The 25,339-nt window shown below is 68.8% G+C and carries 25 protein-coding genes; 7 read left to right on the plus strand and 18 right to left on the minus strand.

Annotated elements, in window-relative coordinates:
* Nucleotides 1-6 precede the first annotated feature (6 nt).
* Nucleotides 7-516, minus strand: a complete 510-nt coding sequence (locus tag E3U26_RS20980; protein WP_072460892.1) for a L,D-transpeptidase family protein — start codon at nt 514-516, stop codon at nt 7-9.
* A 181-nt stretch (nt 517-697) separates the two neighbouring features.
* Here E3U26_RS20980 and E3U26_RS20985 point away from each other — a divergent pair, with 181 nt between their 5' ends.
* On the plus strand, nt 698-1,993 hold the full coding sequence (locus E3U26_RS20985; RefSeq protein WP_072460698.1) for a DUF3422 family protein: 1,296 nt from the start codon (nt 698-700) through the stop codon (nt 1,991-1,993).
* Nucleotides 1,994-2,076: 83 nt separating this feature from the next.
* On the plus strand, nt 2,077-2,421 hold the full coding sequence (locus E3U26_RS20990) for an arsenate reductase family protein (protein ID WP_499106430.1): 345 nt from the start codon (nt 2,077-2,079) through the stop codon (nt 2,419-2,421).
* A 171-nt stretch (nt 2,422-2,592) separates the two neighbouring features.
* Here the strand turns inward: E3U26_RS20990 and E3U26_RS20995 are convergent, their stop codons facing one another.
* The 9 genes from E3U26_RS20995 to E3U26_RS21035 form a co-directional block, all read right to left on the minus strand.
* On the minus strand, nt 2,593-3,201 hold the full coding sequence (locus tag E3U26_RS20995; RefSeq protein ID WP_036753965.1) for a YitT family protein: 609 nt from the start codon (nt 3,199-3,201) through the stop codon (nt 2,593-2,595).
* A 49-nt stretch (nt 3,202-3,250) separates the two neighbouring features.
* Nucleotides 3,251-4,267, minus strand: coding sequence for an ABC transporter substrate-binding protein (locus E3U26_RS21000; protein ID WP_240540444.1), 1,017 nt, complete (start codon nt 4,265-4,267; stop codon nt 3,251-3,253).
* Between the two features lie 78 nt (nt 4,268-4,345).
* Nucleotides 4,346-5,767 carry a glycosyltransferase family protein gene (locus tag E3U26_RS21005; RefSeq protein ID WP_499106433.1) on the minus strand — a complete coding sequence of 474 codons (1,422 nt, stop codon included), beginning with the start codon at nt 5,765-5,767 and terminating at the stop codon, nt 4,346-4,348.
* A 122-nt stretch (nt 5,768-5,889) separates the two neighbouring features.
* Nucleotides 5,890-6,834 (minus strand): 2-hydroxyacid dehydrogenase, encoded by a 945-nt coding sequence (locus E3U26_RS21010; RefSeq protein WP_499106435.1) that lies wholly within the window; start codon nt 6,832-6,834, stop codon nt 5,890-5,892.
* Nucleotides 6,812-7,954: a rod shape-determining protein RodA gene (rodA, locus tag E3U26_RS21015; protein WP_036753972.1), complete on the minus strand. Its 1,143-nt coding sequence runs from the start codon at nt 7,952-7,954 to the stop codon at nt 6,812-6,814. Before rodA ends, E3U26_RS21010 begins: the two co-directional genes overlap by 23 nt.
* Before the next feature lie 3 nt (nt 7,955-7,957).
* Nucleotides 7,958-9,901: a penicillin-binding protein 2 gene (gene mrdA, locus E3U26_RS21020; protein WP_036753974.1), complete on the minus strand. Its 1,944-nt coding sequence runs from the start codon at nt 9,899-9,901 to the stop codon at nt 7,958-7,960.
* Between the two features lie 3 nt (nt 9,902-9,904).
* Nucleotides 9,905-10,435 (minus strand): rod shape-determining protein MreD, encoded by a 531-nt coding sequence (locus tag E3U26_RS21025; protein WP_114535424.1) that lies wholly within the window; start codon nt 10,433-10,435, stop codon nt 9,905-9,907.
* On the minus strand, nt 10,428-11,372 hold the full coding sequence (mreC, locus tag E3U26_RS21030) for a rod shape-determining protein MreC (RefSeq protein WP_036753980.1): 945 nt from the start codon (nt 11,370-11,372) through the stop codon (nt 10,428-10,430). Before mreC ends, E3U26_RS21025 begins: the two co-directional genes overlap by 8 nt.
* A gap of 13 nt (nt 11,373-11,385) precedes the next feature.
* The gene (locus tag E3U26_RS21035; RefSeq protein WP_036753983.1) at nt 11,386-12,420 is read right to left on the minus strand and encodes a rod shape-determining protein; all 1,035 of its coding nucleotides are present in this window, start codon (nt 12,418-12,420) and stop codon (nt 11,386-11,388) included.
* 272 nt (nt 12,421-12,692) lie between these two features.
* Between E3U26_RS21035 and E3U26_RS21040 the strand changes: the two genes are divergently transcribed.
* A complete protein-coding gene (locus tag E3U26_RS21040; RefSeq protein ID WP_258551847.1) occupies nt 12,693-13,517 on the plus strand; it encodes a putative rhamnosyl transferase in 825 nt (274 codons plus the stop codon).
* Between the two features lie 24 nt (nt 13,518-13,541).
* Here E3U26_RS21040 and E3U26_RS21045 read toward each other — a convergent pair whose 3' ends face one another.
* Both E3U26_RS21045 and purD read right to left on the minus strand, forming a co-directional pair.
* Nucleotides 13,542-15,104, minus strand: a complete 1,563-nt coding sequence (locus E3U26_RS21045) for a 2-isopropylmalate synthase (protein WP_499106439.1) — start codon at nt 15,102-15,104, stop codon at nt 13,542-13,544.
* 337 nt (nt 15,105-15,441) lie between these two features.
* Nucleotides 15,442-16,704, minus strand: a complete 1,263-nt coding sequence (gene purD, locus E3U26_RS21050) for a phosphoribosylamine--glycine ligase (RefSeq protein WP_499106441.1) — start codon at nt 16,702-16,704, stop codon at nt 15,442-15,444.
* A 110-nt stretch (nt 16,705-16,814) separates the two neighbouring features.
* On the opposite strand from purD, the gene xseA reads away from it, so the two are divergent.
* Both xseA and E3U26_RS21060 read left to right on the plus strand, forming a co-directional pair.
* A complete protein-coding gene (xseA, locus tag E3U26_RS21055; protein ID WP_499106443.1) occupies nt 16,815-18,374 on the plus strand; it encodes an exodeoxyribonuclease VII large subunit in 1,560 nt (519 codons plus the stop codon).
* 123 nt (nt 18,375-18,497) lie between these two features.
* On the plus strand, nt 18,498-18,821 hold the full coding sequence (locus E3U26_RS21060) for a 2Fe-2S iron-sulfur cluster-binding protein (protein ID WP_024844753.1): 324 nt from the start codon (nt 18,498-18,500) through the stop codon (nt 18,819-18,821).
* 17 nt (nt 18,822-18,838) lie between these two features.
* On the opposite strand, the gene E3U26_RS21065 is transcribed toward E3U26_RS21060, so the two are convergent.
* From E3U26_RS21065 to E3U26_RS21090, 6 genes are all read right to left on the minus strand, one after another.
* Nucleotides 18,839-19,486, minus strand: a complete 648-nt coding sequence (locus E3U26_RS21065) for a TetR/AcrR family transcriptional regulator (protein WP_036754071.1) — start codon at nt 19,484-19,486, stop codon at nt 18,839-18,841.
* An 84-nt stretch (nt 19,487-19,570) separates the two neighbouring features.
* Entirely contained in the window at nt 19,571-21,391 is a 1,821-nt protein-coding gene (gene typA, locus E3U26_RS21070) for a translational GTPase TypA (protein WP_036753998.1), read from the minus strand.
* A gap of 77 nt (nt 21,392-21,468) precedes the next feature.
* The gene (locus E3U26_RS21075) at nt 21,469-21,603 is read right to left on the minus strand and encodes a hypothetical protein (protein WP_499106446.1); all 135 of its coding nucleotides are present in this window, start codon (nt 21,601-21,603) and stop codon (nt 21,469-21,471) included.
* A 42-nt stretch (nt 21,604-21,645) separates the two neighbouring features.
* Nucleotides 21,646-22,074, minus strand: a complete 429-nt coding sequence (locus tag E3U26_RS21080; protein ID WP_036754001.1) for a protein tyrosine phosphatase family protein — start codon at nt 22,072-22,074, stop codon at nt 21,646-21,648.
* Nucleotides 22,075-22,186: 112 nt separating this feature from the next.
* Nucleotides 22,187-22,870: a phosphoglycolate phosphatase gene (gene gph / locus E3U26_RS21085; RefSeq protein ID WP_036754003.1), complete on the minus strand. Its 684-nt coding sequence runs from the start codon at nt 22,868-22,870 to the stop codon at nt 22,187-22,189.
* Nucleotides 22,871-23,422 carry a thioredoxin family protein gene (locus tag E3U26_RS21090; RefSeq protein WP_036754006.1) on the minus strand — a complete coding sequence of 184 codons (552 nt, stop codon included), beginning with the start codon at nt 23,420-23,422 and terminating at the stop codon, nt 22,871-22,873. It abuts the gene before it with no gap.
* An 870-nt stretch (nt 23,423-24,292) separates the two neighbouring features.
* On the opposite strand from E3U26_RS21090, the gene E3U26_RS21095 reads away from it, so the two are divergent.
* Both E3U26_RS21095 and E3U26_RS21100 read left to right on the plus strand, forming a co-directional pair.
* Entirely contained in the window at nt 24,293-24,790 is a 498-nt protein-coding gene (locus tag E3U26_RS21095) for a hypothetical protein (RefSeq protein ID WP_499106450.1), read from the plus strand.
* Complete coding sequence (locus E3U26_RS21100; RefSeq protein WP_072464197.1) at nt 24,787-25,332, plus strand: hypothetical protein; 546 nt, start codon at nt 24,787-24,789, stop codon at nt 25,330-25,332. Before E3U26_RS21095 ends, E3U26_RS21100 begins: the two co-directional genes overlap by 4 nt.
* Nucleotides 25,333-25,339 lie beyond the last annotated feature (7 nt).

The following is a 25,339-nucleotide window of genomic DNA, read 5'->3' on the forward strand; positions in this document are numbered from 1 at the left end:
GGCCGGTCAGGGCGTGATCAGGATCGGCGTGCCGTCGCGGACCATGGCATAGACGTCCTCGACCTCGGCATCGGTGACGGCGATGCAGCCGGCGGTCCAGTCCAGTTTCTGCCGGGAAAGAACGCGGCCCTCGGGGCCCTGGCCGTGGATGAAGATGTCGCTGCCCGCGCTGCGGCCCAGTTCGGCCGCCTGCACCGAGTCATGCGGGTTGGGATAGGAGATGCCGATGGACAGGTGATAGCGGCTGTCGGGGTTGCGGCGGTCGATGTAGTAAAGCCCCTCGGGCGTGCGGCCGTCGCCCTCGAACTGCTTGTGGCCAAGGGGCTCGTTGCCCAGCCCGATGCGATAGGCCTTCAGCACCCTGTTGCCGTTCAAAAGCAGCATCTGCCGCGCGCCCTTGTTGACCACGACCTGGGTCACGGGCGGGCCGGAATAGGTCTTGAACTTGCTGGGGCCGCAGGCCGCCAGCCCAAGCACAAGCACCAATGCGACGATACGTCCCAGCCAGCCCGTCATCATGTCCCGCCCCCGGATCCGGTGTTTTGTCCCATTTTGCCCCGCTGCGGCCTGCCCGGCAATGCGGCGGGGCTTCACGAAATCCTGATGCGGCGCGGCTTGCCGTGGCAGATTTGCCAGCGCCGCGGAATCGCTGGGTTTTCCTGTTGCGGGAAATGCGCCTGCGGCTAATCATGCGGCCATGAACGACGAAGACGAACACCCCCAGCGCTATGCCCTGGTGAACGAATTGCACGCCCGGCCCTCGCCGCGGCTCAAGGCGCCCTGCACGGCGGTCTATCTGGCGATCAAGGAGCCGCGCGACGCCGCCAACCGCGACCGGGGCAGGGATGTCGCGCATCTGGCGCAGCTTTGTGCCCGCCACGGCGCGCCGCGCCCCGACACCAGCGCGGGCCATTACACGGCGCAGCTTGGCCGCCACCAGCTGCGCTGGGAAAGCCATACCGAGTTCGTCACCTATGCCGCCTTTGCGCCGGGGCTGCCGCCGCGGCCCTTCGACCCTTCGGCCGGGGCGATCTTTCCCGAGGACTGGCAGCACCAGGCGCCGGGCAAGCGAATCGCCGCAGCGATGATCCAGGTCGATTTCCTGCCCGACGACCCGGCCGAGATCCTGCCGCGGCTGTCGGAATGGTTCGCGGCCGACAGCATGGCCTCGGTCTGGGTGCTGGAGGAGGCGGCGGTGGTCGCCGGCGATTTCCGCATCGACCCGGCCGGCTGGATGCGCTTTGCGCTTTTCGTCCGGCCCGACACCCAGCCCGGCCGGATCGGCCGCATCGTCCAGCGGCTTCTGGACCTCGAGACCTATCGCGCCATGTCCATGCTGGGCCTGGGCCGCGCCCGCGACCTGACCCGGCAGCTGAATGCGCTGGACCCGCAGCTCAGCGACATCGTCCAGGGCATGAGCGACGATGCCCGCCCCGCCGATGCGGTGCTGCAGGATCTGCTGTCGGTCTCGACCCGGCTGGAAAGCGCCGCGACCCAGCATGCCTTCCGCTTCGGCGCCAATGCGGCCTATGAGGCCATCGTCATGGACCGCGTCGCCTCGCTGCGCGAGACCCGCTTCATGGGCGGGCAGATGCTGACCGAGTTCATGGCCCGCCGCTATCTGCCCGCCATGCGCACCGCGAAATCGGCCGAGAAGCGGCTTTCGGCGATGCTGGATCGCAGCGAACGCGCCGGCGAATTGCTGCGCACCCGCGTCGATGTCCAGCGCAGCGCCCAGAACCAGGAGCTGATGCAACGCATGGACCGGCGCGCCGACCTGCAATTGCGGCTGCAACACACGGTCGAGGGGCTGTCGGTGGTGGCGATCAGCTATTACGCGGTGGGCCTTTTGGGCTATGCGCTTTACCCGCTGGCCCAGGCGCTGCATATCGACAAGGCGGTGCTGGTCGCGGCCCTGACCCCCGTTGCCGTGCTGGGCGTCTGGCTGGGGATGCGGCGCATCCGCGCCCGGCTGCATGACGCCGGCCACTAGCCCGTCCACCCCCCAAGAAGGAGCGAAGAACGCATGACCCAGGCACCTTTCCTTTCCCACCCGCTTGCCCAGGGCCGTTCGTGATGGCGGGGCGGCTTCAGATGTATGGCCTCGCCCATTGCTCGACCTGCCAGAAGGCGCAGGCCGAGTTGCAGGCGGCGGGCTGGCAGGTGGAGTTCCGCGACGTCTCCAAGACGCCGCTGGATGGCGACGAATGGCAGCGCATGATCGCCGATTTCGGCGAGAAGCTGGTCAACCGGGCCAGCCTGACCTGGCGTGGCATGTCCGATGAGGAACGCGCGGGCACCCCCCTGCAGATGCTTTCGGCCAAGCCCTCGCTGATGAAGCGGCCGGCGATCGTCGAGGGCGACCAGCGGTTGCTGGGCTGGACCGCGAATGTCAAGCGCGCGCTGGGGGTGGCGGCCTGAGCCGCCCCCTAGCAGGCTGCTGAAAAAGGATCTTGAGAGGGCGACGCAGCGGAAATCGTTCTGGAGCCAGCTGATATCGGCCCGAAAATGGAGTGTTTTTGGCAAATTTGAGGCGGATTTCCCGGTTCGCCGCCCGCGCCGTCCTGTCGCAAGGACTTTTTCAGCAGCCTGCTAGACGACATAGCGGTCGCGGCGGTGGTTGATCGCGATCACCAGGTTCAGCACCAGCGCGCCCAGGAATGACCAGGCGACCAGCTGCCAGTCGCGCAGCATCAGCGCGCAGGCAAAGAGGCAGGCGTCGAAGATCAGCTGCGTCCAGCCGGCGCGAAAGCCGGTGGCATCCTGCAGATACAGCGCGACGATGCCCACCCCGCCCAGCGAGGCGCCGTGCCGGAACAGCGCCAGCAGCGCCGAGCCGGTCAGGAACCCCACCAGCAGCGCCCCGACCGCCGGGTGGACATGGCCGAATTGCAGCCCCGCTGGCAGGATGGCGACCAGCGTCGACATCGCCGCCACGGCGATGAAGGATTTCAGCATGAAGCCCAGCCCCAGCCGGCGATAACCCAGCCAGTAGAACGGCAGGTTCACCACGAAGAAGACCGGCGCGAAACCCCAGCCCGTCGCATAGGAGATCAGGATCGCCAGCCCCGCCGTCTGGCCGGTGACGAAGCCCAGATGCGTCAGCAGCAGCACGCCGACCGCGGCCATGAAACTGCCATAGGCCAGGCCCTGGGCATCTTCGATGGGGCTGTGGCGTGGGGAAGGGGTGTCGTCGCTCATGCGCCCCCTCTTGCCCGCGCCCGGCGGGACCGGCAAGGGGGCATCGCGATCAGCGCAGCGGCGCGGCGTCGCGGTCTGGGGCGGCGGCTGCGGGTGGCGCGGCGCGGTCGCTGACGGCGGCGGTGAAGGCGCCCTGCGGGTCGCGGCGCAGCACCGCGCGGTCGCCGCCGCTGCGCAGGGTCTGGACCGTGCGGCGATAGTCGGCCTCGTCCAGCGCGCCGGTGGCTGACAGCAGCCCGGCGATGCCGCGCAGCATTCCCGCCTGCCGCTGCAAGGCGCCCGGATCGGGGTCGGGGCCAAGGATCAGCCGGGCGCTGTCCTCGGGTGCGGCGACCGCCTCGCGCCAGCCTTTCATGCTGGCGCGCAGGAACCGGGCCAGCCGCGCCTCGGCCTCGGGCCCGGCGAGGGTGCCGGGCAGGACATAGAGCCCGTCCTCCAGCACCGCGGCGCCTTGCTCCTGCGGGTCGAGTTCGACCAGCCCCTCGCCCGTCGCCGGGTCGTGGCTGAGCGTGCTGATGCAGGCGGCCTGTTTCTGGCGCAGCATCTCGGCCCCCGGCCATTGCGCCAGCAGGGTGACGCCGGACAGGCTGCCATCGGCCACCAGCCCCAGCCGGTTCAGCCAGGCTTGCAGCGGATATTCCGTGCCGCCGAACCAGCTGCCGATGGTCTTGCCGCGCAGATCGGCGGCACCCGTCACCCCCGTCTCGCGCAGGCAGGTCAGGCGCAGCGCCGGGCGGGCAAAGACCTGGGCGATATTGACCACGGGCAGGCCGTTTTCGCGGGCGACCAGCGCAATGGGCATCCAGGCCACCGCCAGGTCGGCCTCGCCCCGCGCCAGCGTCTCGAAGGGCGGGGCCGCCTCGTCCGCGGGCAGCAGCCGCACGGTCAGCCCTTCCTCGGCGTAATAGCCGCGCGCCTGGGCGACCAGGAAGCCGGCGGATTCGGCCGGGGTCCGGCCGCGCAACTGCACCGCCAGTTCCTCGGCCCGCGCGGTCGGCGCGGCAAGGACCAGGGCCGAGATCAAGGCCAGGACCAGGGCCAGGGCCGGAAACAGGGGTTTCGTCATCCGTCTCATCGCCGGCCATGGTTAGACGGCCGGCCCCGGCCCTGCAAGCCGGCGCGCCCCACGATGCCGCGAGCGGGGTCAGCCGCGGGAATAGACATCCTCGTAGCGCACGATGTCGTCCTCGCCCAGATAGGCGCCGGTCTGCACCTCGATCAGCACCATCGCCACCTTGCCGGGGTTTTCCAGGCGGTGGACGGCGCCCAGCGGCACATAGATCGACTGGTTTTCCGTCAGCAGCGTCACGGTTTCGTCCACCGTCACCCGCGCGGTGCCGGAAACCACGATCCAATGTTCCGAGCGGTGGAAATGCGATTGCAGCGACAGCGCCGCGCCGGGATTGACCACGATGCGCTTGACCTGGAAGCGGTCGGCCAGCGCCAGCGTCTCGAACCAGCCCCAGGGGCGGTGGTCGCGCAGGAAATGCTCGGCCTGGCGCGCGCCCTTGGCCTTGAGCGCGCCGACCGCCTCGCGCACCTCTTGCGCGCGGTCCATGCCGGCGACCAGAACGGCATCGTCGGTGGCCACGACCATCACGTCGCGCAACCCGATGCCCACCACCTCGATCCCCTCGTCCTGCGAGCGCAGCAGCACGTTGTCGCAGTCGATCGCGGTCGAGCGGGTGTCGGTGACGGCGCCGCGCTCGGCCGGCTCGCCGTCCTGGATCTCGCGCCAGACCGCGTCCCAGCCGCCAAGGTCCGACCAATGGCCGGAATAGCGCACCACCGACAGGTTCCGGGCCTTTTCCAGCACCGCATAATCCACCGACAGGTCGGGCAGCCGGTCCCAGGGCTCGGGCGCAAGCCGCAGGAAGCCCAGGTCCAGCCGCGCCTCGGTCAGCGCCGCCTGGACGGGGACAAGATAGTCGGGCGCATGGGTCTTGAAAGCCTCGATCATGGTGCGGGCGGCGAAAAGGAAGATGCCGGCGTTCCACAGGAAATTGCCCTGCGCGATCATGCGCGCCGCGTTCTCCGCGTCGGGCTTTTCGACGAAGCGCTTCAGCACCAGCGGGCCTTCGCCCTCGCCCTCGGCCTCCATGTAGCCATAGCCGGTCTCGGGCCGGCTGGGGGTGATGCCGAAGGTGACGATGCGGCCGGCCTGCGCAGCCGCGAGGCCCAGGTCCACGGCGCGGCCGAAAGCCTCGGTATCGGGGACGACGTGATCCGAGGGCGCGACCAGCAGCAGCGCATCGGCATTCTTTTCGGCGGCGGCCAGCGCGGCGGCCAGGATCGCCGGGGCGGTGTTGCGGCCGGCGGGCTCGATCAGGATGGCCGCGGGGGCAATGCCGATCTGGTCCAGCTGTTCGGCGACGATGAAGCGGAAATCCGCGTTCGTCATCACCAGCGGCGCGGCGTAGCGCGGTCCCGACAGGCGGCGGGCCGAGGCCTGGAACAGGCTTTCCTCGCCCACCAGCGGGGCGAATTGCTTGGGGAAGCTCTTGCGCGAGACGGGCCAGAGACGGGTGCCGGAGCCGCCGGCCAGCAGAACAGGGGTGATCGTCATGAAAATCGCTCCATCGGCCTGGGGCCGTTACCATCCGTCCCGTTATCCGCCGGGTTCCTTTCGCGTGCAAGTTGCGCAAAACGGCAGGATTCCGGGGGGGGGGGATGCCCGGAAACGGCCGGTCAATAGCCGCGCGCCCGGTCCACCAGATGCAAAAGCGGCGCACCCCGCATGGCGCGGCGCAGGTTCTCGGCCACGACATGGGCGGCGCTCTCGGGCCGGGTCTCGGCCGAGACATGCGGCGTCACCGTCACCTGCGGATGCGTCCAGAACGGGTGCTCGGGCGGCAGCGGCTCCTGCCGGAACACGTCCAGCACCGCATGGCCCAGGCCCTGATCCAGCGCCGCCAGCAAGGCCGCCTCGTCGATCAGGCTGCCGCGGCCGGCGTTGATGATCGTGGCGCCCGGCGGCAGCAGGGACAGCCGCGCGGCGTCCAGCAGATTGCGCGTCCCGGCCGTGTCGGGCAGCAGGCAGACCAGGATCTCGGCCCGGTTCAGGGCCTGGGGCAGGGCGTCGCCCGCCAGCACCTCGATCCCCGGCACCGGGCGGCCCGATTGCGACCAGCCGGCGACGCGAAAGCCCAGGCCCGCCAGCGCCAAGGCCACCGCCCGACCCAGCTCGCCCATGCCCAGCACGGTCACGCCGCGCCGCTGCGCCAGGGGTGGGGTCAGCTGGTTGCGCCAGACGCCGTCCTGGGCAAAGCGGTCCATGCCCAGATGCGCCCGCAGCGCCCAGCCGGTGCAATATTCCACCATGCCCTGCGCCAGTCCCGGATCGACCATGCGGCAGAGCGGCTGGGTCAGCGTGGGGTTGGTCACGATGCGCTCGACCCCGGCCCAGAGGCTTTGCACCACGCGGGCGCGGGTGAAGGGGGTGAAGTCCAGCACCCTGCCGTCCTCGGGGTAGCCGGGCGCATAGATCAGCGCGTCGAAGCACGCGGGATCGCCCTGCCGGCACAGCTCCATCTCGGGGCAGGCCGCGCGCAGGGCGGGGGACCAGGCATCCCACAGCCGCGCGGGGGCGGCGAACAGCACCCGCATCCCGTCAGCCCCTAGGCCGATGGACATGGGCCGATTGCACGATGCCGAAGGCCATCAGCAGGATCATCAGCGAGGTTCCTCCGTAACTGACCAGCGGCAGGGGCGAGCCCTTGGCCGGCAACATGCCCATCACCGTCGCCATGTTGATGGAAAAGTAAAGGAAGAACGTCCCGGCGATGCCGATGGTCAGCAGGCTGGCGAAGCGGTCGCGGTTGGTCAGCGCCGAATACATGCAAAACCCCAGGATCAGCACATAGAGGATCAGCAGCGAGCCCGCGCCGACGAAGCCGAATTCCTCGGCCAGCGAGGTGAAGATGAAGTCGGTGTGCTTCTCGGGCAGGAAGTTCAGCCGCGACTGCGTGCCCTGCATGAAGCCGCGCCCCGACCAGCCGCCCGATCCCAGCGCGATCTGCGCCTGCGCGATGTTGTAGCCCGCGCCCAAGGGGTCCGAGCCGGGGTCGAGGAAGGTGTCGATGCGGCGGAACTGGTAGTCGTGCAGCAATTGCCAGTCGGTGCCGCGGCTTTCCATGACCGCGGTGATGCCGGCGACGACGATGGCGATGACGGCGGCGAAATACCACAGGCTGACGCCGGCCGCGAACATCACGATGCCGCCCCCCGCGATCAGCATGATCGAGGTGCCCAGGTCGGGCTGCATCAGCACCAGCGCCGTCGGCAGCAGGATCAGCACCACCGGCACCAGCACCCAGAACGGGCGCGAGACCTTTTCCACCGGCAGCCAGTCGTAATAGGCCGCCAGCGTCAGCACGAAGGCGACCTTGGTCAGCTCGGACGGCTGGATGCGGATCGGTCCCAGCACCAGCCAGCGCTGCGCGCCCATGCCGACATGGCCCATCACCTCGACCAGCACCAGAAGGCCGACGCAGATCACGTAGGATGCGACCGAGATCGAGCGCCAGAACCAGATCGGCACGAAGGCCAGCGCGAACATCAGCACCATGCCGACGGCGAAGCGCTCCATCTGCGGGCCGGCCCATTTGTCGATGTCGCCGCCCGAGACGGAATAGAGCATCAGGAAGCCGATGCAGCTGACCGCCGTGACCAGGAAGACCAGCGGCCAGTTCAGATACAGGATCTTGCGCCAGCCCGTCGGCACCTGCGCGACGTGATAGTCGAGATAGCTCATGGCTCAGGCCCTTGCGCGGCCCTCGCCCTTGCGGGCCGAGGGGGTCAGGTTCATGCGCGACCACATCTCCTGCACCTTGGCGCGCTCGGCCTCGGGATAGGCCGAAAGCGGCGGCAGGCCGTCCGCCAGCGCATAAAGCAGGATGTCGCGGGCGATGGGGGCCGCGACCGCGCCGCCGCCGCCGCCATGCTCGACCACGACCGAGACCGCATAGCGCGGCATGTCATAGGGCGCGAAGCAGACGAACAGCGCATGGTCGCGCCGGTTCCAGGGCAACTGCTCGTTCGAGATCACGCCGCGGGCGCGTTCGGCGGCGGTGATGTTGCGCACCTGGCTGGTGCCGGTCTTGCCGGCCATCTGCCATTCCGGCGCCAGGATGCGCGAGCGGCGCGCGGTGCCGCGGGGCGCGTTCATCACCGCGTCCATCCCCGCCCGCGCCGTGCGCAGGTTCAGCGGGTTGATGTCCAGTTCCGGCCATTCCGGCACCGGCTCGGCCTGGCCGTCGATGGCGCGCACCAGGCGCGGCGCGACCGCGCGCCCCGTCGCCACCCGCGCCGTCATTACCGCCAGCTGCAGCGGCGAGGCCAGCACATAGCCCTGGCCAATCGAGGCGTTGAGCGAATCGCCCACCTGCCATTCCTGGTCGTAGCGCGCCTTCTTCCAGGCGCGATCCGGGGCGATGCCCTCGGCGATGGCGGACATCGGCAGCTCGTGGCGAACGCCGATGCCCAGCTTGCGCGCCATGGCGGCGATGCGGTCGATGCCGACGCGCTGCGCCAGCTCGTAGTAATAGACGTCGCAGGAGTGCTCGAGGCTGCGCAGCGCATCGACCATGCCGTGGCCGCCCCGGCTCCAGCAATGGAAGCGGCGCCCGGCGACCTGGGTATAGCCGGGGCAATAGAAGCGCGAGCCGGCGTTGATGACCCCAGCCTCGAGCCCGGCCAGCAGCGTCACCATCTTGAAGGTCGAGCCGGGCGGATAGACGCCCTGCACCGTCTTGTCGGCCAGCGGGCGGTGGTCGTGTTCCATCAGCGCGCGGTAATCCGGCCCCGAGATGCCGCGCACGAACTTGTTCGGGTCGAACACCGGCGAGGAGGAGATCGCCAGGATGTCGCCGTTGGTCACGTCGATCACCACCGCGGCGGCGCTCTCGCTGCCCAGCCGCTGGGTGGAGAAATTCTGCAATCCCGCGTCTAGCGTGGTCTGCACCGTGGCGCCCTGCTGCCCCTCTTGCCGCGACAGCTCGCGCATCTCGCGCCCGGCGCTGTTCACCTCGACCCGGCGCGAGCCGGCCTTGCCACGCAGCGCCTCTTCCAGCTTGGATTCCATGCCGACCTTGCCCAGCTGGAACTCGGGCAGGCGCAGCACCGGGTCGGGATCCTCGATCTTGGACAGGTCGTAGTCCGAGACCGGGCCGACATAGCCCAGCACATGCGCGAAATCGCCCGCCCGCGGATAGCTGCGCGACAGCCCCGCCTCGGGCGTCACGCCGGGCAGGGCGGGGGCGTTGAGCGCGATCGAGGAAAACTCGTCCCAGGTCAGCCGGTCGGCGACCAGCACCGGGGTCACGGCGCTGCGCTTGTGGATCTCTGCCAGGATCTCGGCGGCCTGGCGGTCGCTCATCGGGATGATGTGGCGCAGCCGCGCGATCACGGCCGAGACGTCGCCCGCCTCCTCGCGGGTCAGGGTGACGCGGTAGTTCTGTTCGTTGCCGGCGATGATGGTGCCGTTGCGGTCCAGGATCAGCCCGCGCGCCGGCGGCAGCAGGCGGATCTTGATCGAGTTGCCGTCCGACAGCATGCGGTATTCGTCGGCATGTTCGACCTGCATCGAGCGCAGCTTCAGCCCCAAGACCGACACCACCGCCGCCTGGATCACCCCCAGCATCAGCACCCGGCGGGTGATGAGCCGGCTGCTTTCGACGATTTCGCGTTCCGACTTGCGCATGGCTCAGCGATGCCTCGTGTCTCGTTCGGCGCGGCCGCGCGGCAGGCCGAGCGCCCAGCCGGCAAGGCCCGCGACCAGCGGATAGGCGGCGACCGTGGCGATGAATTGCAAGATCACCTGCCCGAACGGAGGAAGGGGCAGGAAGAACACCGCCAGCAATATGCGGTTCGCCACCATCATCAGCGCCAGAAGCGTCGCGACCCGCAGCCATTCAACCATGAAAGGCAGTTCGCGCCAATGCGGCTCGCGCTTTCTTGCAGCCTCGGTCACGATGACGGCCAGGGCGGCGCCCAGGCCGATGGGGCGCATCAGCAGGATGTCCTCGATCAGGAACAGGGCGGCGATGGTCGCGACCGGCACCTGTTCGGGGCGGCGCAGCACCCAGACCAGCACCAGGCACAGCGCCAGGTCCGGCCCCGGCCAGCCGATGCGGCCCGGCGCCAGCGGCAGAAGCCGCCAGAACAGGATCGCCAGGAACAGCGCCACGAACAGCGCCTGCCCCAGGAACCGGCGCCGGCGGGCGGGATCAATCATCCCCGGCCCCGGCTTGGGCCCCTGAATCCTCGCCGGCCGCCTGCATGTCGGCCAGCGGCGGCAGGGGCGGGCCGATGAAATCCGCCGCCGGCGGCGGGATCAGCAGCCCGGTATCGGAAAGCTGCTCGGCCGGGTGGCTGCGCAGCACGCGCAGGAACTCCAGCCGGCCGTAATCCGCGGCCAACCGCACCCGCAGCCGGCCGTCGCTGGCCAGCGCCACCTGGCCCACCGGCAGGCCCGGCGGGAACACGCCCCCATCGCCCGAGCTGACCACCCGGTCGCCGGGGCGCAGGTTTTCCGGGCTTTCGATGAAATCCAGCGCCGGCAGGGCGGTATTGTCCCCGGTCAGCAGCGCGTGCTGGCCCGAGGGCAGGATCGTCACCGGGATGCGGCTGGAGGGATCGGTCAGCAGCATGACCCGGCTGGTGGTCTGCCCCACGCCCGAGATGCGCCCGACCAGCCCCAGCCCGTCCATCGTCGCCCAGCCGTCCAGGATGCCGTCGCGCGCGCCCACGTTCAGCAGCACCGACTGGCGAAAGGCCGTGCCGCTGTCGGTCAGCACCACGCCCGAGACCGAGGTCAGGGCCGGGTCGATCCTGACGTTGTTCTGCGCCAGCAGCTTGGCGTTTTCCTGTTCCAGCTGCACCGCCGCCTCTTTCCAGGCCGCCATCTTCTGCAATTCGCGGCGCAATTCCTGGTTCTGCTCGTAGAGCCGGGCATAGGACTGGAAACCCGAGACCATGCGCGACAGCTTCGTCACCGGCGCCATCACCCAGTCGAAGCTGGGCACGAAGCGGTCGATGAAGGCCGCCCGCATCCGCTCGGCGCGCGGGCTGTCGATCTGCCAGAACAGGAACACCGCCAGCAGCACCAGCACCAGCAGCGAAACCAGGATGCGGCGGACCGGAGCCGCGTAATCAGGGCCCTTGCGCGCCATGGGCCGAACCCGCTCAGCTGTCGTAGTCGATCACGTGGCGCAGTTGCTTTTCGAACTCCAGCGCCTTGCCGGTGCCCAGCGCCACGCAGCTCATCGGCTGATCGGCCAGGCTGATCATCAGCCCGGTCTGCTCGCGCAGCGCCAGGTCCAGCTCGCCCAGCATGGCGCCGCCGCCGGTCAGCATGACGCCGCGGTCCACGATATCGGCGGCCAGGTCCGGCGGCGTCGCCTCCAGCGCCACCATCACCGATTCGCAGATCTGCTGCACCGGCTCGGACAGCGCCTCGGCGACCATGGCCTGGGTGATCTCCATCTCTTTCGGGATGCCGTTCAGCAGGTCGCGGCCGCGCACCATGATCGCGGCGCCGCGCCCGTCGTCGGGCATGCGCGCGGTGCCGATTTGGGTCTTGATGCGCTCGGCCGTCGATTCGCCGATCAGCAGGTTGTGGTTGCGGCGCAGATAGTTGATCAGCGCATCGTCCATCCGGTCGCCGCCGATGCGGACCGAGCGCGCATAGACCACGTCGCCCAGGGACAGAACCGCGACCTCGGTGGTGCCGCCGCCGATGTCGACGACCATGCTGCCGGTCGGCTCGGTGATGGGCATGCCGGCGCCGATGGCGGCCGCGATCGGCTCGGCGATCAGCCCGGCGCGGCGTGCGCCGGCCGAAAGCACCGACTGGCGGATGGCGCGTTTCTCGACCGGGGTGGCGCCATGGGGCACGCAGATGATGACCTTGGGCTTCGAGAAGGTGGTGCGCCGGAACACCTTCTTGATGAAATGCTTGATCATTTCCTCGGCGCTGTCGAAATCGGCGATGACGCCCTCGCGCATCGGCCGGATCGCCTCGATGCTGCCCGGCGTGCGGCCCAGCATCAGCTTGGCGTCCTCGCCCACCGCCAGCACCTGCTTCTTGCCGTCCTTGACGTGATAGGCGACGACCGAAGGCTCGTTCAGGATGATGCCCTTGCCCTTGACGTAGATCAGCGTATTCGCGGTCCCCAGGTCGATCGCGATATCGGTGGAAAACAACCCGCCAAAGGCCATGTGAACTACCCCTTCCGCCGTCCCTGCCAAGACGGCATTCCTGCCGCCCTTTTTCGCGCGGCCATTGCCCGATTGCCCCGGCGAGTCGCCCCGCCGAAGGTGCTGGACATATAGGCCGAGCCTCGGCTCGGGGAAACCGGAAAATGATGCGCCGCCCGGTCGCGCCGATGTTTCGCGGGCAGGCGCCGCGCACGCTTGACCGGGCGGCGCGGGCTGCTAGGCTGCCGCCGGTTCGGGTCACGAGGAAAGGGCAGGGTTTGCAGGATGTTATCGTGGGGATCTGCCGCTTTTCCTTCCTGGGCCGGTGCGACTGGGCCGGGACCGCGGGGCAGGGGGCCGGCGCGCCCGAGCTTCTGGCGCAGCGCGGCGCCCTGCTTTATGCGCCCGAGCGCCTGGAGCGCCGCTTCGCCGCCTTCGAGACGCTGTGCCTGCCCTCGGTCAAGGCCCAGACCGACGGGGATTTCCGCTTCTGGCTGCTGACCTCGCCCGAGATGCCGCGCCCCTGGCTGGAGCGGCTGCGCGACCTGTGCGCCGGCGTGCCGCAGATCCGGCTGATCGTCTCGGACAAACGCGAGACGGTGAACGCGCTGCGCGAGCCCCTGCGCGAGGCGGCCGAGGCGGCGGGCCGGCCGGTGATCCAGTTCCGCGTCGATGACGACGACGCCTTCAGCCGCCATCACGTCGCCCGCATCCGCCGCCACGCCCGGCGCTTTGCCGACCTGCCGGCCTTTGCCATCAGCTATCCGCAGGGGCTGGTCATGGGCAGCTACCAGGGCGAGCCGATCAGCTACTGGCGGGCGCACCAGCCCTTCCTGGGCGCGGGGGCGGCGGTGCGCATGCGCGGGCCGGGGCGCTGCATCTATGCCTACAACCATTTCCAGCTGCCCAAGCATTTCCCGGCCTTCACCGACGTCGGGGGCCTGGGCTACGTCCAGACCCGCTGGGACGAGGGCGATTCCGTCGCCACCATCGTCGCCAGGTTCCCGAAATGGTTCCAGCAGCTCGACCCGGCCGAGTTCCAGCGCGAACTGGCCGAGGATTTTCCCTTCCTGCAAGGCATCGACCTGGGTTTCGTCGAACGCAAGGGGGCGGCCTGACCGCCCCCCGCCTTGCCGCGGCGGTCAGTGCGAATACATGCTGACCTGCTTGGCGTCGGCGCCTTCGCCGACCATGTCGCGGCGCACCTTCAGCCGGTTCAGCGCGCCCACATAGGCCTTGACGCTGGCCAGGATGGTGTCGGTGTCCGAGGCCTGGCCGGTGGCGATGCGCCCCTCTTCCTCCATGCGCACGCTGACGGTGGCCTGGGCATCGGTGCCTTCGGTCACGGCATGGACCTGGTAGAGCTGCAGATGCGCCCGGTGCGGCCAGATCGACTTGACGGCGTTGAAGCAGGCATCGACCGGGCCGTCGCCGGTGGCATGGACGGCCTTTTCCTCGCCGCCGACCAGCAGGACCAGGTCGGCCGATTGCCCGTCGCTGCCGCAGACCACGCGCAGGTGCTTGACTTGCAGGTGGTCGTCCTCGGTATTGGCCGCCGCATCCTGGACCAGCGCGACCAGGTCGTCGTCGTAGACCTCCTTCTTGCGGTCGGCCAGGGCCTTGAAGCGGACGAAGACGTCCTTCAACTGGTTGTCGCCCAGCTCATAGCCCAGGTCCTTCAGCTTGGCGCGCAGCGCGGCGCGGCCGGAATGCTTGCCCATGGCAATATTGGCCTCGTTCAGGCCGATGTCGGCGGGCTTCATGATCTCGAAGGTCTCGACGTTCTTCAGCACCCCGTCCTGGTGGATGCCGGATTCGTGCAGGAAGGCGTTCTTGCCCACCACCGCCTTGTTGGGCTGCACCAGAAAGCCGGAAGCCTGCGACACCCGCCGCGACAGCGCCATGATCCTGGTGGTGTCGATGCCGGTGGCATAGGGCATGATGTCGTGGCGCACCTTCAAGGCCATCACCACCTCTTCCAGCGCAGTATTGCCGGCGCGTTCGCCCAAACCGTTGATGGTGCATTCGACCTGGCGCGCCCCCGCCTCGACCGCGGCCAGGCTGTTTGCGGTCGCCATGCCCAGGTCGTTGTGGCAATGCGTGGCGAAGACCACCGTATCGGCCCCCGGCACCCGCTCCAGCAGCATGCGGATCAGCGCGGCGGATTCGCGCGGCGCGGTATAGCCGACGGTATCGGGGATGTTGATGGTGGTGGCGCCGCATCTGATCGCGATCTCGACCACCCGGCACAGGTAGTCGTGCTCGGTCCGGGTCGCGTCCATGGCCGACCATTGCACGTTGTCGCACAGGTTGCGGGCATGGGTCACGGTGTCGTGGATGCGCTCGGCCATCTGGTCCATGTTCAGGTTCGGGATGGCGCGATGCAGGGGCGAGGTGCCGATGAAGGTGTGGATGCGCGGGTGCCTGGCGTGCTTCACCGCCTCCCAGCAGCGGTCGATGTCGGGGATCTGCGCCCGCGCCAGGCCGCAGATCACCGCGTTCTTCGCGCGCTTGGCGATTTCGGAAACGGCGGCGAAATCGCCCTCCGAGGCGATGGGGAAACCGGCCTCGATGATGTCGACGCCCATCTCGTCCAGCATCTCGGCGATGTCCAGCTTTTCGGTATGGCTCATGGTGGCGCCGGGCGATTGCTCGCCGTCGCGCAGGGTGGTGTCAAAGATCAATACGCGGTTCGGATCGGTCATTTCGGGAATCCTTCTTCATGTGCTCACGGGAGACCGGGCACGAACCTGACTGAGCGGCGGCCCGGAAGACCCGCTCAGCGCAGCGTAAGAAGAAGGAGACCGCGGCGGTTCACGGCGATGCGCGCGCGGTCATGCGCGTGCGGGGCCGTGGCAATGATCTGCTGCATCCGAGTCATGGCGCGGACTATAAGACCCGCCCCGCCGGCTTGAAAAGGCAAAAAACACGCCCCCGGCATTTTCCCGACCCGAAACCCTCGGGGGCGCCGCCGCCCCGTACCGCCCCTGGACTTCTTCGTTCTTCAAATACTCATGCGCCCCGTGCCGCTGGCGCGGCGGCTCAAAGCGCGCGCCAGCCGATGTCGCGGCGGCAAAAGCCCTCTGGCCAGTCGATGCCGTCGACCAGCGCATAGGCGCGGGCGTGCGCCTCGGCCAGCGTCGCGCCGCGCCCGGTCGCGGCCAGCACCCGGCCGCCGGTGGCGACGATCTGCCCGTCACTCCGCGCGGTCCCGGCATGGAAGACCATGCGGAAACTGTCCTCGGCCAGCGCATCCAGCCCGCGGATCACGCTGCCCTTCTCATAGCTGCCGGGATAGCCCCTGGCGGCCAGCACCACGGTCAGGGCGTGGTCGTCGGCCCAGCTGACCGCCATGGTGCCCAGCCGGCCCTCGGCGCAGGCCAGGATCAGGTCCAGCGCCTGCGCGCCCAGCCGCATCATCAGCACCTGGCACTCCGGGTCGCCGAAGCGGACATTGTATTCCACCAGTCGCGCCCGGCCGTCCTCGATCATCAGCCCGGCATAAAGCACGCCCTGGAAGGGCGTGCCGCGCCGCGCCATCTCGGCCACGGTCGGGCGCACGATCTCGGCCATCACCTGGTCCTGGATGTCTTGGGTCAGCACCGGGGCGGGGGAATAGGCGCCCATGCCGCCGGTGTTCGGCCCGGCATCGCCATCAAAGGCGCGCTTGTGGTCCTGGGCGGTGCCGATGGGCAGGCAGTCCGTCCCGTCGCAGAGGACGAAGAAGCTCGCCTCCTCGCCTGCCATGAATTCCTCGATCACCACCTCGGCCCCGGCCGCGCCGAAGGCTCCGCCGAAGGCGTCGTCGACGGCGGCGACGGCTTCGTCCTCGGTCATGGCCACGGTCACGCCCTTGCCGGCGGCCAGCCCGTCGGCCTTGACGACGATGGGCGCGCCTTTCCCGCGGATATAGGCGCGCGCCGGCTCGGCCGCGTCGAAGCGCGCCCAGGCGGCGGTCGGTGCGCCGCAGGCGTCGCAGACCTCCTTGGTGAAGCTTTTCGAGGCCTCCAGCATCGCCGCCGCCCTGGACGGGCCAAAGACCAGGATGCCGGCCGCGCGCAATTCGTCGGCGACCCCGGCCGCCAGCGGCGCCTCGGGGCCGATCACCACCAGGTCGATGGCGTTTTCCTCGCAAAAGCCGATCACGGCGGGGCCGGACAGGATGTCCAGCTCGGCCAGCCGCGCCAGCGGCTCCATCCCGGCATTGCCCGGCGCCACGAACAGCCGGTCGCATTTCGGATTCTGCCGGATCGCCCAGGCCAGCGCATGTTCGCGCCCGCCGCTGCCGAGGATCAGGATGTTCATGCGGAAAGGCCCCTTTGCGAATGGTCCCGCGCCTTCTAGGAACTGGCCCGCGCCGGATCAATACCCCAAGCCCCTTGATCCTGCCCGCGGCCCGCGCCACAACCGGGGACATGGAACTCTTCGAAGACGCAGCCCCCAGCAATATCCACGAGTTCACCGTCTCCGAGATCTCGGGCGCGGTGAAGCGCGTGCTCGAGGGCGAGTTCGGCCGCGTCCGCGTGCGCGGCGAGATCGGCCGCGTCTCGCGCCCCTCGTCGGGGCATGTCTATTTCGACCTCAAGGACGACCGTGCGGTGATCGCCGCCGTGACCTGGAAGGGGCAGGCCGCGCGGCTCTCCACCCGCCCCGAGGAGGGGATCGAGGTCATCGCCACCGGCCGGCTGACGACGTTCCCCGGCCAGTCGAAATACCAGCTCATCGTCGAGGAGATCGAGCCTGCCGGCGCCGGCGCGCTGATGATGATGCTGGAGAAGCGCCGCAAGGCGCTGGCGGCCGAGGGGCTGTTCGACGAATCGCGCAAGCGCCCGCTGCCCTATCTGCCGCGGGTGATCGGCGTCGTCACCTCGCCCTCGGGCGCAGTGATCCGCGACATCCTGCACCGGCTCCGCGACCGCTTCCCGACGCGGGTGCTGATCTGGCCGGTGGCGGTGCAGGGCGAGGGCTGCGCACCGCAGGTCACGGCCGCGATCCAGGGCTTCAACGCGCTGCCCCAGGGCGGGGCGATCCCGCGCCCCGACCTGATCATCGTCGCGCGCGGCGGCGGCAGCCTGGAAGACCTGTGGGGCTTCAACGAGGAGGCGGTGGTCCGTGCCGCCGCCGCCAGCGAGATCCCGCTGATCTCGGCCGTGGGGCACGAGACCGACACCACGCTGATCGACTTCGCCTCGGACCGCCGGGCGCCGACGCCCACCGCCGCGGCCGAGATGGCGGTGCCGGTGCGCGCCGAACTGGCTGCCCGGCTGGCCGAGATCCGGGCCCGGATGATGCGCGCGGCCCAAGCCCGCAACCAGCGCCAGCGCCAGCGGCTGACCGACCTGGGCCGCGCGCTTGGCCGGCCGCAGGCGCTGACCGATCCGGCCCGGCAACGCTTCGACCTGTTCGCCGAGCGGCTGGAGCCGGCGCTGCGCGGTTTCGTGCGTGCCCGCCGCGACCGGCTGAACGCCCTGCCGCTGTCGCTGTCGGCGCTGCGCACCATGCTGCGCAGCCGGCGCGAGGCGTTGCAGGCGCAGGGGCAGCGGCTGCCGCTTTGCCTTGCGCGGCTTGGCCGGAGCCGGGCCGAGCGCCTGGCCGAGCTGGGCAGCCGGCTGGAGCGTGCCCGCGCGCGGATGCTGGCCGATGCCGCGCGCCAGACCCGGCGCGACCGCGACATGCTGGACCGGCTGGCCACAAGGCTTGCCGCCGCCGCCGCGCGCATGCTGCCGCCCCGCCGCGAGGCGCTGGAGCGGCTGGATCGCCTGCGCCAGACGCTGGGCTATCGCGAGACCCTGCGCCGGGGATTCGCCGTCGTGCATGGCCCCTCGGGCCTGTTGACCCAGGCGGCCGAGGCGGCACAGACCCCGCGCTTCGAGATCGAGTTCCTGGACGGCCGGCTGGCGGCGCGCCCCGACGCGCCCCCGGCAAAGCCCGCCCGCAAGCCGCCCGAACCCAAGGGGCAGAAATCGCTTTTCTAGGCGGCCCGGTCCGAGGGCAGGTGCGGGCAGGCGCTGGCGGGTGCGGGAAACCGCCGCGCGGGCGGGGCTTTTCTCTGGCGGCGCGATGACCTATCTGCGGCATGAAGCGCAAGGAAGGCACCCATGGCCAAGATCACTTACATCGAGCACAACGGCACCGTCCACGAAATCGACGTCAAACCCGGCATGACCGTGATGGAGGGCGCGCGCGACAACGGCGTGCCCGGCATCGACGCGGATTGCGGCGGCGCCTGCGCCTGTTCGACCTGCCATGTCTATGTGGCGCCGGAATGGGTGGACCGGCTGCCGCCCAGGGATCCGATGGAAGAGGACATGCTGGACTTCGCCTGGCAGCCCGATCCGGTACGCTCGCGCCTGACCTGCCAGATCAAGGTGACGCCGGAACTGGACGGTCTGGTGGTGAACCTGCCCGAACGCCAGATCTGAGCGGACCGGCCCGCCGCTCAGGCCTTTTCGCTGGCGGCGGGTGCGGATGCGGGCGCATTGGCCCGGACCAGGTTGCCCATGAACTCGGTGAAGATCCGTTCGGCAAGTTCGCGCGTCGAGCGGCCGTCGCCGTCGAACCAGGGATCGGTGCTGCGGGTCACGAACATCATGTTGCCGCCCTTGACCAGGCAATGCAGCATCATGGTCGAGATCTCGATGTCGGTATCGGGGGACAGGATGCCCAGCCGCTGCGCCTCGGACAGCTTGCGGTGATAGAGGTCGCGCATCGAGCTGGTGTAGCGATGCAAGGCGCTGTCGGGCTTGATCGGGCCGCAAAGCCCATCGACCAGAAGCCGGAACAGCGTCGGATTGGCCTCGGCCCAGCCCAGATAGCTGTGGGCGATCGAATGCATCTGTTCGATCGGGTCGCTGGTATTGGCCTGGATCACGCCCTCGCGCAGCGCATCGTTGAGCAGGGTGACGGCGTGATAGATCAGCCCCTCATGCAGTTCCTCGGTCGAACTGAACATGCTGCGGATCTCGTCCTCGCTCGCCTCGGTGCGCGGGGCAAGCTCGGCGAGATCCACGGGAAGCTGACCGGTTTCCTCCAGATGCTGCTGGGCGGCGAAGATCAAGCTTTGATAGATATTGCCCCGGCCTTCCATCAGCCGCTCCTGAAACAATTCGTCTCAAATCTAGCAGAGTTTTTCCGCCGCGAAAGCCTGTAATCCCAAGCGGCGGAAAGAAGCTCAACCCTCGGCGCGGGACTGGCGCTTGCGTTCGTGCGGGTCCAGGTGACGCTTGCGCAGGCGGATGCTTTTCGGCGTGACCTCGACCAGTTCGTCGTTGTCGATATAGGCGATGGCCTCTTCCAGCGACATGCGCACCGGGGGCGTCAGCCGCACCGCCTCGTCCGTGCCCGAGGCGCGCACGTTGGTCAGCTTCTTGCCCTTGAGCGGGTTCACTTCCAGGTCGTTGTCGCGCGAATGCTCGCCGATGATCATGCCCTGGTAGACCTGTTCCTGCGCGCCGATGAACATCTTGCCGCGCTCTTCCAGGTTCCACAGCGCATAGGCGACGGAAACCCCGTCCTCCATGGAAATCAGCACGCCCTGCCGGCGACCCTGGATCGGGCCCTTGTAGGGCGCCCAGCTGTGGAAGATGCGGTTCAGCACGCCGTTGCCGCGGGTGTCGGTCATGAACTCGCCCTGATAGCCGATCAGCCCGCGCGAGGGCACATGGGCGACGATGCGGGTCTTGCCATGGCCTGCGGGCTTCATCTCGACCAGGTCGCCCTTGCGGGCGCCGGTCAGCTTGTCGATCACCGCGCCGGTGTATTCGTCGTCGACGTCGATGATGGCTTCCTCGATCGGTTCCAGCCGGACGCCGTCCTCGTCGCGGAAGATCACGCGCGGGCGCGAGATCGACAGTTCGAACCCCTCGCGGCGCATGTTCTCGATCAGCACGCCCATCTGCAATTCGCCGCGGCCCGAGACGACGAAGGCGTCGCCGCCCGGCGTGTCCTCGACCTTGATGGCGACATTGGTCTCGGCCTCTTTCATCAGCCGTTCGCGAATCACCCGCGACTGCACCTTGTTGCCGTCGCGGCCTGCTAGCGGGCTGTCGTTGATGCCGAAGGTGACGCTGATCGTCGGCGGGTCGATGGGCTGAGCGGGCAGGGGGGTCTCCACCTCGGGCGCGCAGAGCGTATCGGCCACGGTCGCCTTGGACATGCCGGCGATGGTGACGATGTCGCCCGCCACCGCCTCGTCGATGGGCTGCTGGTTCAGGCCGCGGAAGGCCAGCACCTTCGAGATGCGGAACTGCTCGATGCGCTCGCCGTCGCGCGACAGCGCCTTGATCGTGTCGCCGGCCTTGGCGCGGCCGGCCTCGACCCGGCCGGTCAGGATGCGGCCGATGAACGGGTCGGCGCCCAGCGTGGTCGCCAGCATCTGGAAGGGCTCGTCCTGGCGCGCGATCTGCTTGGGCGCCTCGACATGGCGCAGCACCAGGTCGAACAGCGCCGACATGTCCTTGCGCGGCCCTTCCAGCGTCTCGTCGGCCCAGCCGCCGATGCCCGAGGCGTAAAGATGGGGGAAATCAAGCTGTTCGTCGCTTGCGCCCAGGTTCGCGAACAGGTCGAACACCTCGTCCAGCGCCTTGTCCGGGTCGGCGGCGGGCTTGTCCACCTTGTTCAGCACCACGATGGGCCGCAGCCCCAGGGCCAGCGCCTTGGAGGTCACGAACTTGGTCTGCGGCATCGGGCCCTCGGCGGCATCGACCAGCAGGCAGACGCCATCGACCATCGACAGGATGCGCTCGACCTCGCCGCCGAAATCGGCGTGGCCGGGCGTGTCCACGATATTGATGCGGGTGCCCTTCCACTCGACCGAGGTCGCCTTGGCCAGGATGGTGATGCCGCGCTCGCGCTCGATGTCGTTGCTGTCCATCACGCGCTCGGCCACGGCCTGGTTTTCGCGGAAACTGCCCGATTGCTTCAGAAGCTGATCGACCAGGGTCGTCTTGCCATGGTCGACATGGGCGATGATCGCGATATTGCGGATGTCCATAGGGGGCCTTTTTCAGAATTTGCGCCCCCGGTAACGCAGAGGGGCGCGAAAGGCCAGCGCCAATCGCAGGCCCGATGTCAGCGCAGGCCCAGGAGCCCGAGGATGAACAGCACCACGACGACAAGGCCGACGAGATAGATGATCGAGTTCATGACGGATTCCTCCCCTAGGCCGGCCGGGCGGGAGATCCGCCCGATCGCTGGCTGTCGCATGGGAAACCCGCCGCGGCGGCCAAGGTTCCAGCCCGACGGCAATCACGCATCCGGCGGGGCCAGTGATTCGATCAGCGGCCGGATGCCCGAAAGGTCGTAGCCGGCCCGAGCGGCGGTATCGAGCAGGTCGGCAACCGGCTCCTGCCCGGCGCGGGCCAGCGCCCAGAGCACGGTCGAGCGGTTGCCGGACCGGCAATAGGCCAGCTTGGGTCCGGGCGTGGCCAGGGCCTCGGCCTGGGCCGAGATCATCTGCGGCGTGATCTGGCCGGGGGTGAAGGGGTTGAAGTGATACTCCATCCCCGCCGCCTCGGCCGCCGCGCGCATCGCCTCGTGATCCTCGTCCGGGCCGACCTCTTCGTCGGGGCGGTTGTTGATCAGCACGCGAAAGCCGGCCTCGGCCAGGGCCGGCAGATCCTCGGGGCGGATCTGGGCCGCGACGGCCAGGTCGGGGGTCAGTTGTCGAAGGTCCATGCAGGGTTCCCTTGGCTGCGGTCGGGCCGCGACGGCGGCATGTGGCGACGGTTCCTTGCGTTTTGCCGTTCTGTCAAGCGCCATGGCGCCGGACGGGCCTAGCCGACCGCCCCTAGCCGACCGCGGACGTCTCTTCGACCAGCAGCGGCAGGTGGGCGAAATCGTCGAAGGTGCCGTGATGCGTCATCTGCTCGACCGGGGTCTTGCGATAGCCGCGGGTGAACAGCAGGAAGGGCACGCCGGTGTTGCTGGCGCATTCCTCGTCGAATTCGCTGTCGCCGACATAGACCCCGCGCAGCCTGTCGGGGTCGGCGCCCAGCCCGGCGAAGGCCGCGCGCAGGGGCGCCGGATCGGGCTTGCGCTGGGGCAGGGAATCGCCGCCCACCACGGCGCCGAACAGCTGCGCGATGCCGAAATGGTCCAGGATCGCCCGCGTCGGCCCCAGCGGCTTGTTGGTGCAAAGCCCCAGGGGATAGCCGCGATCGGCCAGGATCCCCAGCGCCTCGGCGACATTGGGATAAAGCCGGGTCAGGCCGGTCGCGTCGTGATAGCGGGTCATGAACGAGGCGACGAGGTCGCGATGCGCCTCGACCGGCAGCGCGGTGGTGCCGATGACGCGCCGCCACAGCAGGTCGACGCCGCCGCCGACGAAGCCGCGCACCTGGTCCAGCGTCAGGGGCGCCACGCCATGCAGGCGCAAGACGGCGTTCACGCAGGCATGGATGTCGGGCACGCTGTCGATCAGCGTGCCGTCAAGGTCGAAAACCACGGGGCAGGGGGCAAAGCAGATGTTCATTCAAGCCTTCCATTTGATCGAGCAACCCATCGAGGCCACCTGTTCGCGCGGGCCCTGCCCGGTTTCGGCGATCTGCGCCATGGCCGCGAACAGTTCGCGCGGGGCGTCCGGCGGTGCCGGATTGCGGCCCGAGGCGTCCAGCCTGCCGCGATACTGCAATTCGCCCGCGGCATTGTAGCCGAAGAAATCCGGCGTGCATTCGGCGCCATAGGCGCGCGCGACATCCTGGCTTTCGTCATAGAGATAAGGAAAGGTGAAGCCGTGTTTCCGGGCCTCGGCCTTCATCTGCTCGGGCCCGTCCTGGGGATATTCGCCGACGTCGTTGGCCGAGATCGCCACGACGCCCACGCCCAGCTGCTGCAATTCGGCGGCGTCGCGCCGGATGCGGTCGATAACGGCCTGCACATAGGGGCAATGGTTGCAGATGAACATGACCAGCGTGCCGCGCGGCCCGGCGATGTCGCCGAACGAGAACATGCGCCCATCGGGATCAGGCAGGGTGAAGTCCGGCGCCCTGGCACCGAAATCGCAAACCGGAGGACGAACGGCCATGGGCTCTCCTTGCTCGTGACCGCCGCTGGGTCTTGCGGGCGGTGGCTGTGGAAATTTGCGGTGGATTCGTCTGGCAGACTATGATGCGGAAAAGCGGAAAGGAAGTGCCTGCGCCGGACCTGGCCAATAGGTCGCAGGTCGCATGGGCTTGTGCGGTTGGGTTTTGGGCTGAGTTTATTTACATAAGACGGATTATCTGTGAAACTCATGTAGAAGGGGTGGATTCTATTTTGAATCGCGACCAGCCATGGTTTTCAGGCAGTTGCAACTCAAGGAGAAGCCCTCTTGGCCTCGCATCTCAGCTTCGATGAACGGGCACAGGTTGGCCGGACCCCCGTGGTCAATGTCTCGCTTGGCTATCCAGAGGACATCCGGTGGGGTGTCCATGGAAGCAGACCTACCGTGCACCAGGTTCGCGTCTAGTCGGTTCTTTTCGTCGCATTGGGAAGCACAGGCGCGGTCGTGGTTCTCGCTGGGATCAGTCTCGACGCATCCTGGCGGCTAATATGGCGGTCAGGTGCAGGGCTTCGAGCAGGTCTTCCAGCGTCCGGAGCACATTGTGTAGGCTGACCGACATGTCCTGGGCGGTACCTACGGTCACAACCAGGTAGAGGCCTGTTACAAGCCCTTTGTCGCAAAGACCGGCATCACCACCGCCTCGCTGGACAGCGACGACCCGGCGACCCGACGCCGTCCCCCTGCCTCGTGTTGACGATGCCGGAAGGCCGGATTCCGCCGACCGTCTGCCGATGAATCTTGTGTTGGCACGGGGGCCTGGGCCTTAATCCCTGCATGACGGAAACGCGGCGGACCTCTCTGTTTCGGCGTCTGAGGCTACGACTGGCCGCCTCGATCGGGGTTGCGGCTGCGGTGCTCGTCGGTCTCTGGCTCCAGGTCGAAGAGGCAAGGGCGCCACGGGATCCGCCCGAGGTCGCGGCCGGCCAGCCGGTCGATCTGGGCCGGGTCGAGATCACGCCGCTGGCCTTGACGCTGGCACCGCCCAGGCGCGAGGGCGAGCCCGAGCAGCTGCTGCTGCGCGCCCGGCTGCTGAACCTGACCGGAGAGAGCCAGGTCGCCGTCTTCGGCTTTCCGCCGCACCCGCCCGAGCTTGCCGCCGGCGGCGTCGCCTGGCCCGAGCCGGAGATCACGCTGGACCGCGATGGCGAGTTGCTGGTGCAGCTGCATCCGCGCCTGGCCGAGCGGGTGACGCTGGCCTGGCAGGTGCCGCCGGACTGGCAGCCCGGCCCGGTCTCGCTGACCTTCCACCGGCAGACCTTCAAGCTCAGGGACAATCTCTATGGCAAGGCGAACTGGCTGCTGTTCCAGCCTGTCGCCCGCATGTCCATGGTCCCGGAGGGGGCGCCATGATCCGCGCCGGCAGCATTGCCCTCGTGCTGGCCGGGGCCGCGTTGCTGGGCGCGATGATGCAGACCGCGCCCGACTACAACAGCGTCGTGCAGCCGTTCCCCAGTGCCGTCGCGGCGGGCGCGACGGGCGAGGCGCGCAGCTTCCGCGCCCGCTTCACCGGCCTGCGCCTGGCCGATCGCATCGCCTTTCGCCGCTATGGCCGCGACCTGGTCCGCGACAGCGACGGCGTGTTCCTGATCGCCGAGATCGAGGCCGAGGCCATTGGGACCTCGCAGCGCCTCGACGCCGTCTGGCAGGGCGCGAGCGGGCGGCGCTACGCGCTGTCCCGCCGCGCCGAGGACATTCCGCGCGGGCTGGAAAGCCGCTGGTTCCAGCCCGGCCTGGGCAACCACGCCGTCGCGGTATTCGAGTTGCCCGAGGACGAGGTGGCGGGGGGCGCGCTGGTGTTGACGGGCAGTTTCACCGCGGTTTTCGACAGCGCCCTGCACCTGGCCCCGCCGGCCCTGCCCGAGCGCCAGCCGATCATCCGGTTCGAGCCATGAGACCTCT

The organism is Paracoccus ferrooxidans (assembly GCF_029909815.1).
Taxonomy (GTDB): domain Bacteria; phylum Pseudomonadota; class Alphaproteobacteria; order Rhodobacterales; family Rhodobacteraceae; genus Paracoccus; species Paracoccus versutus.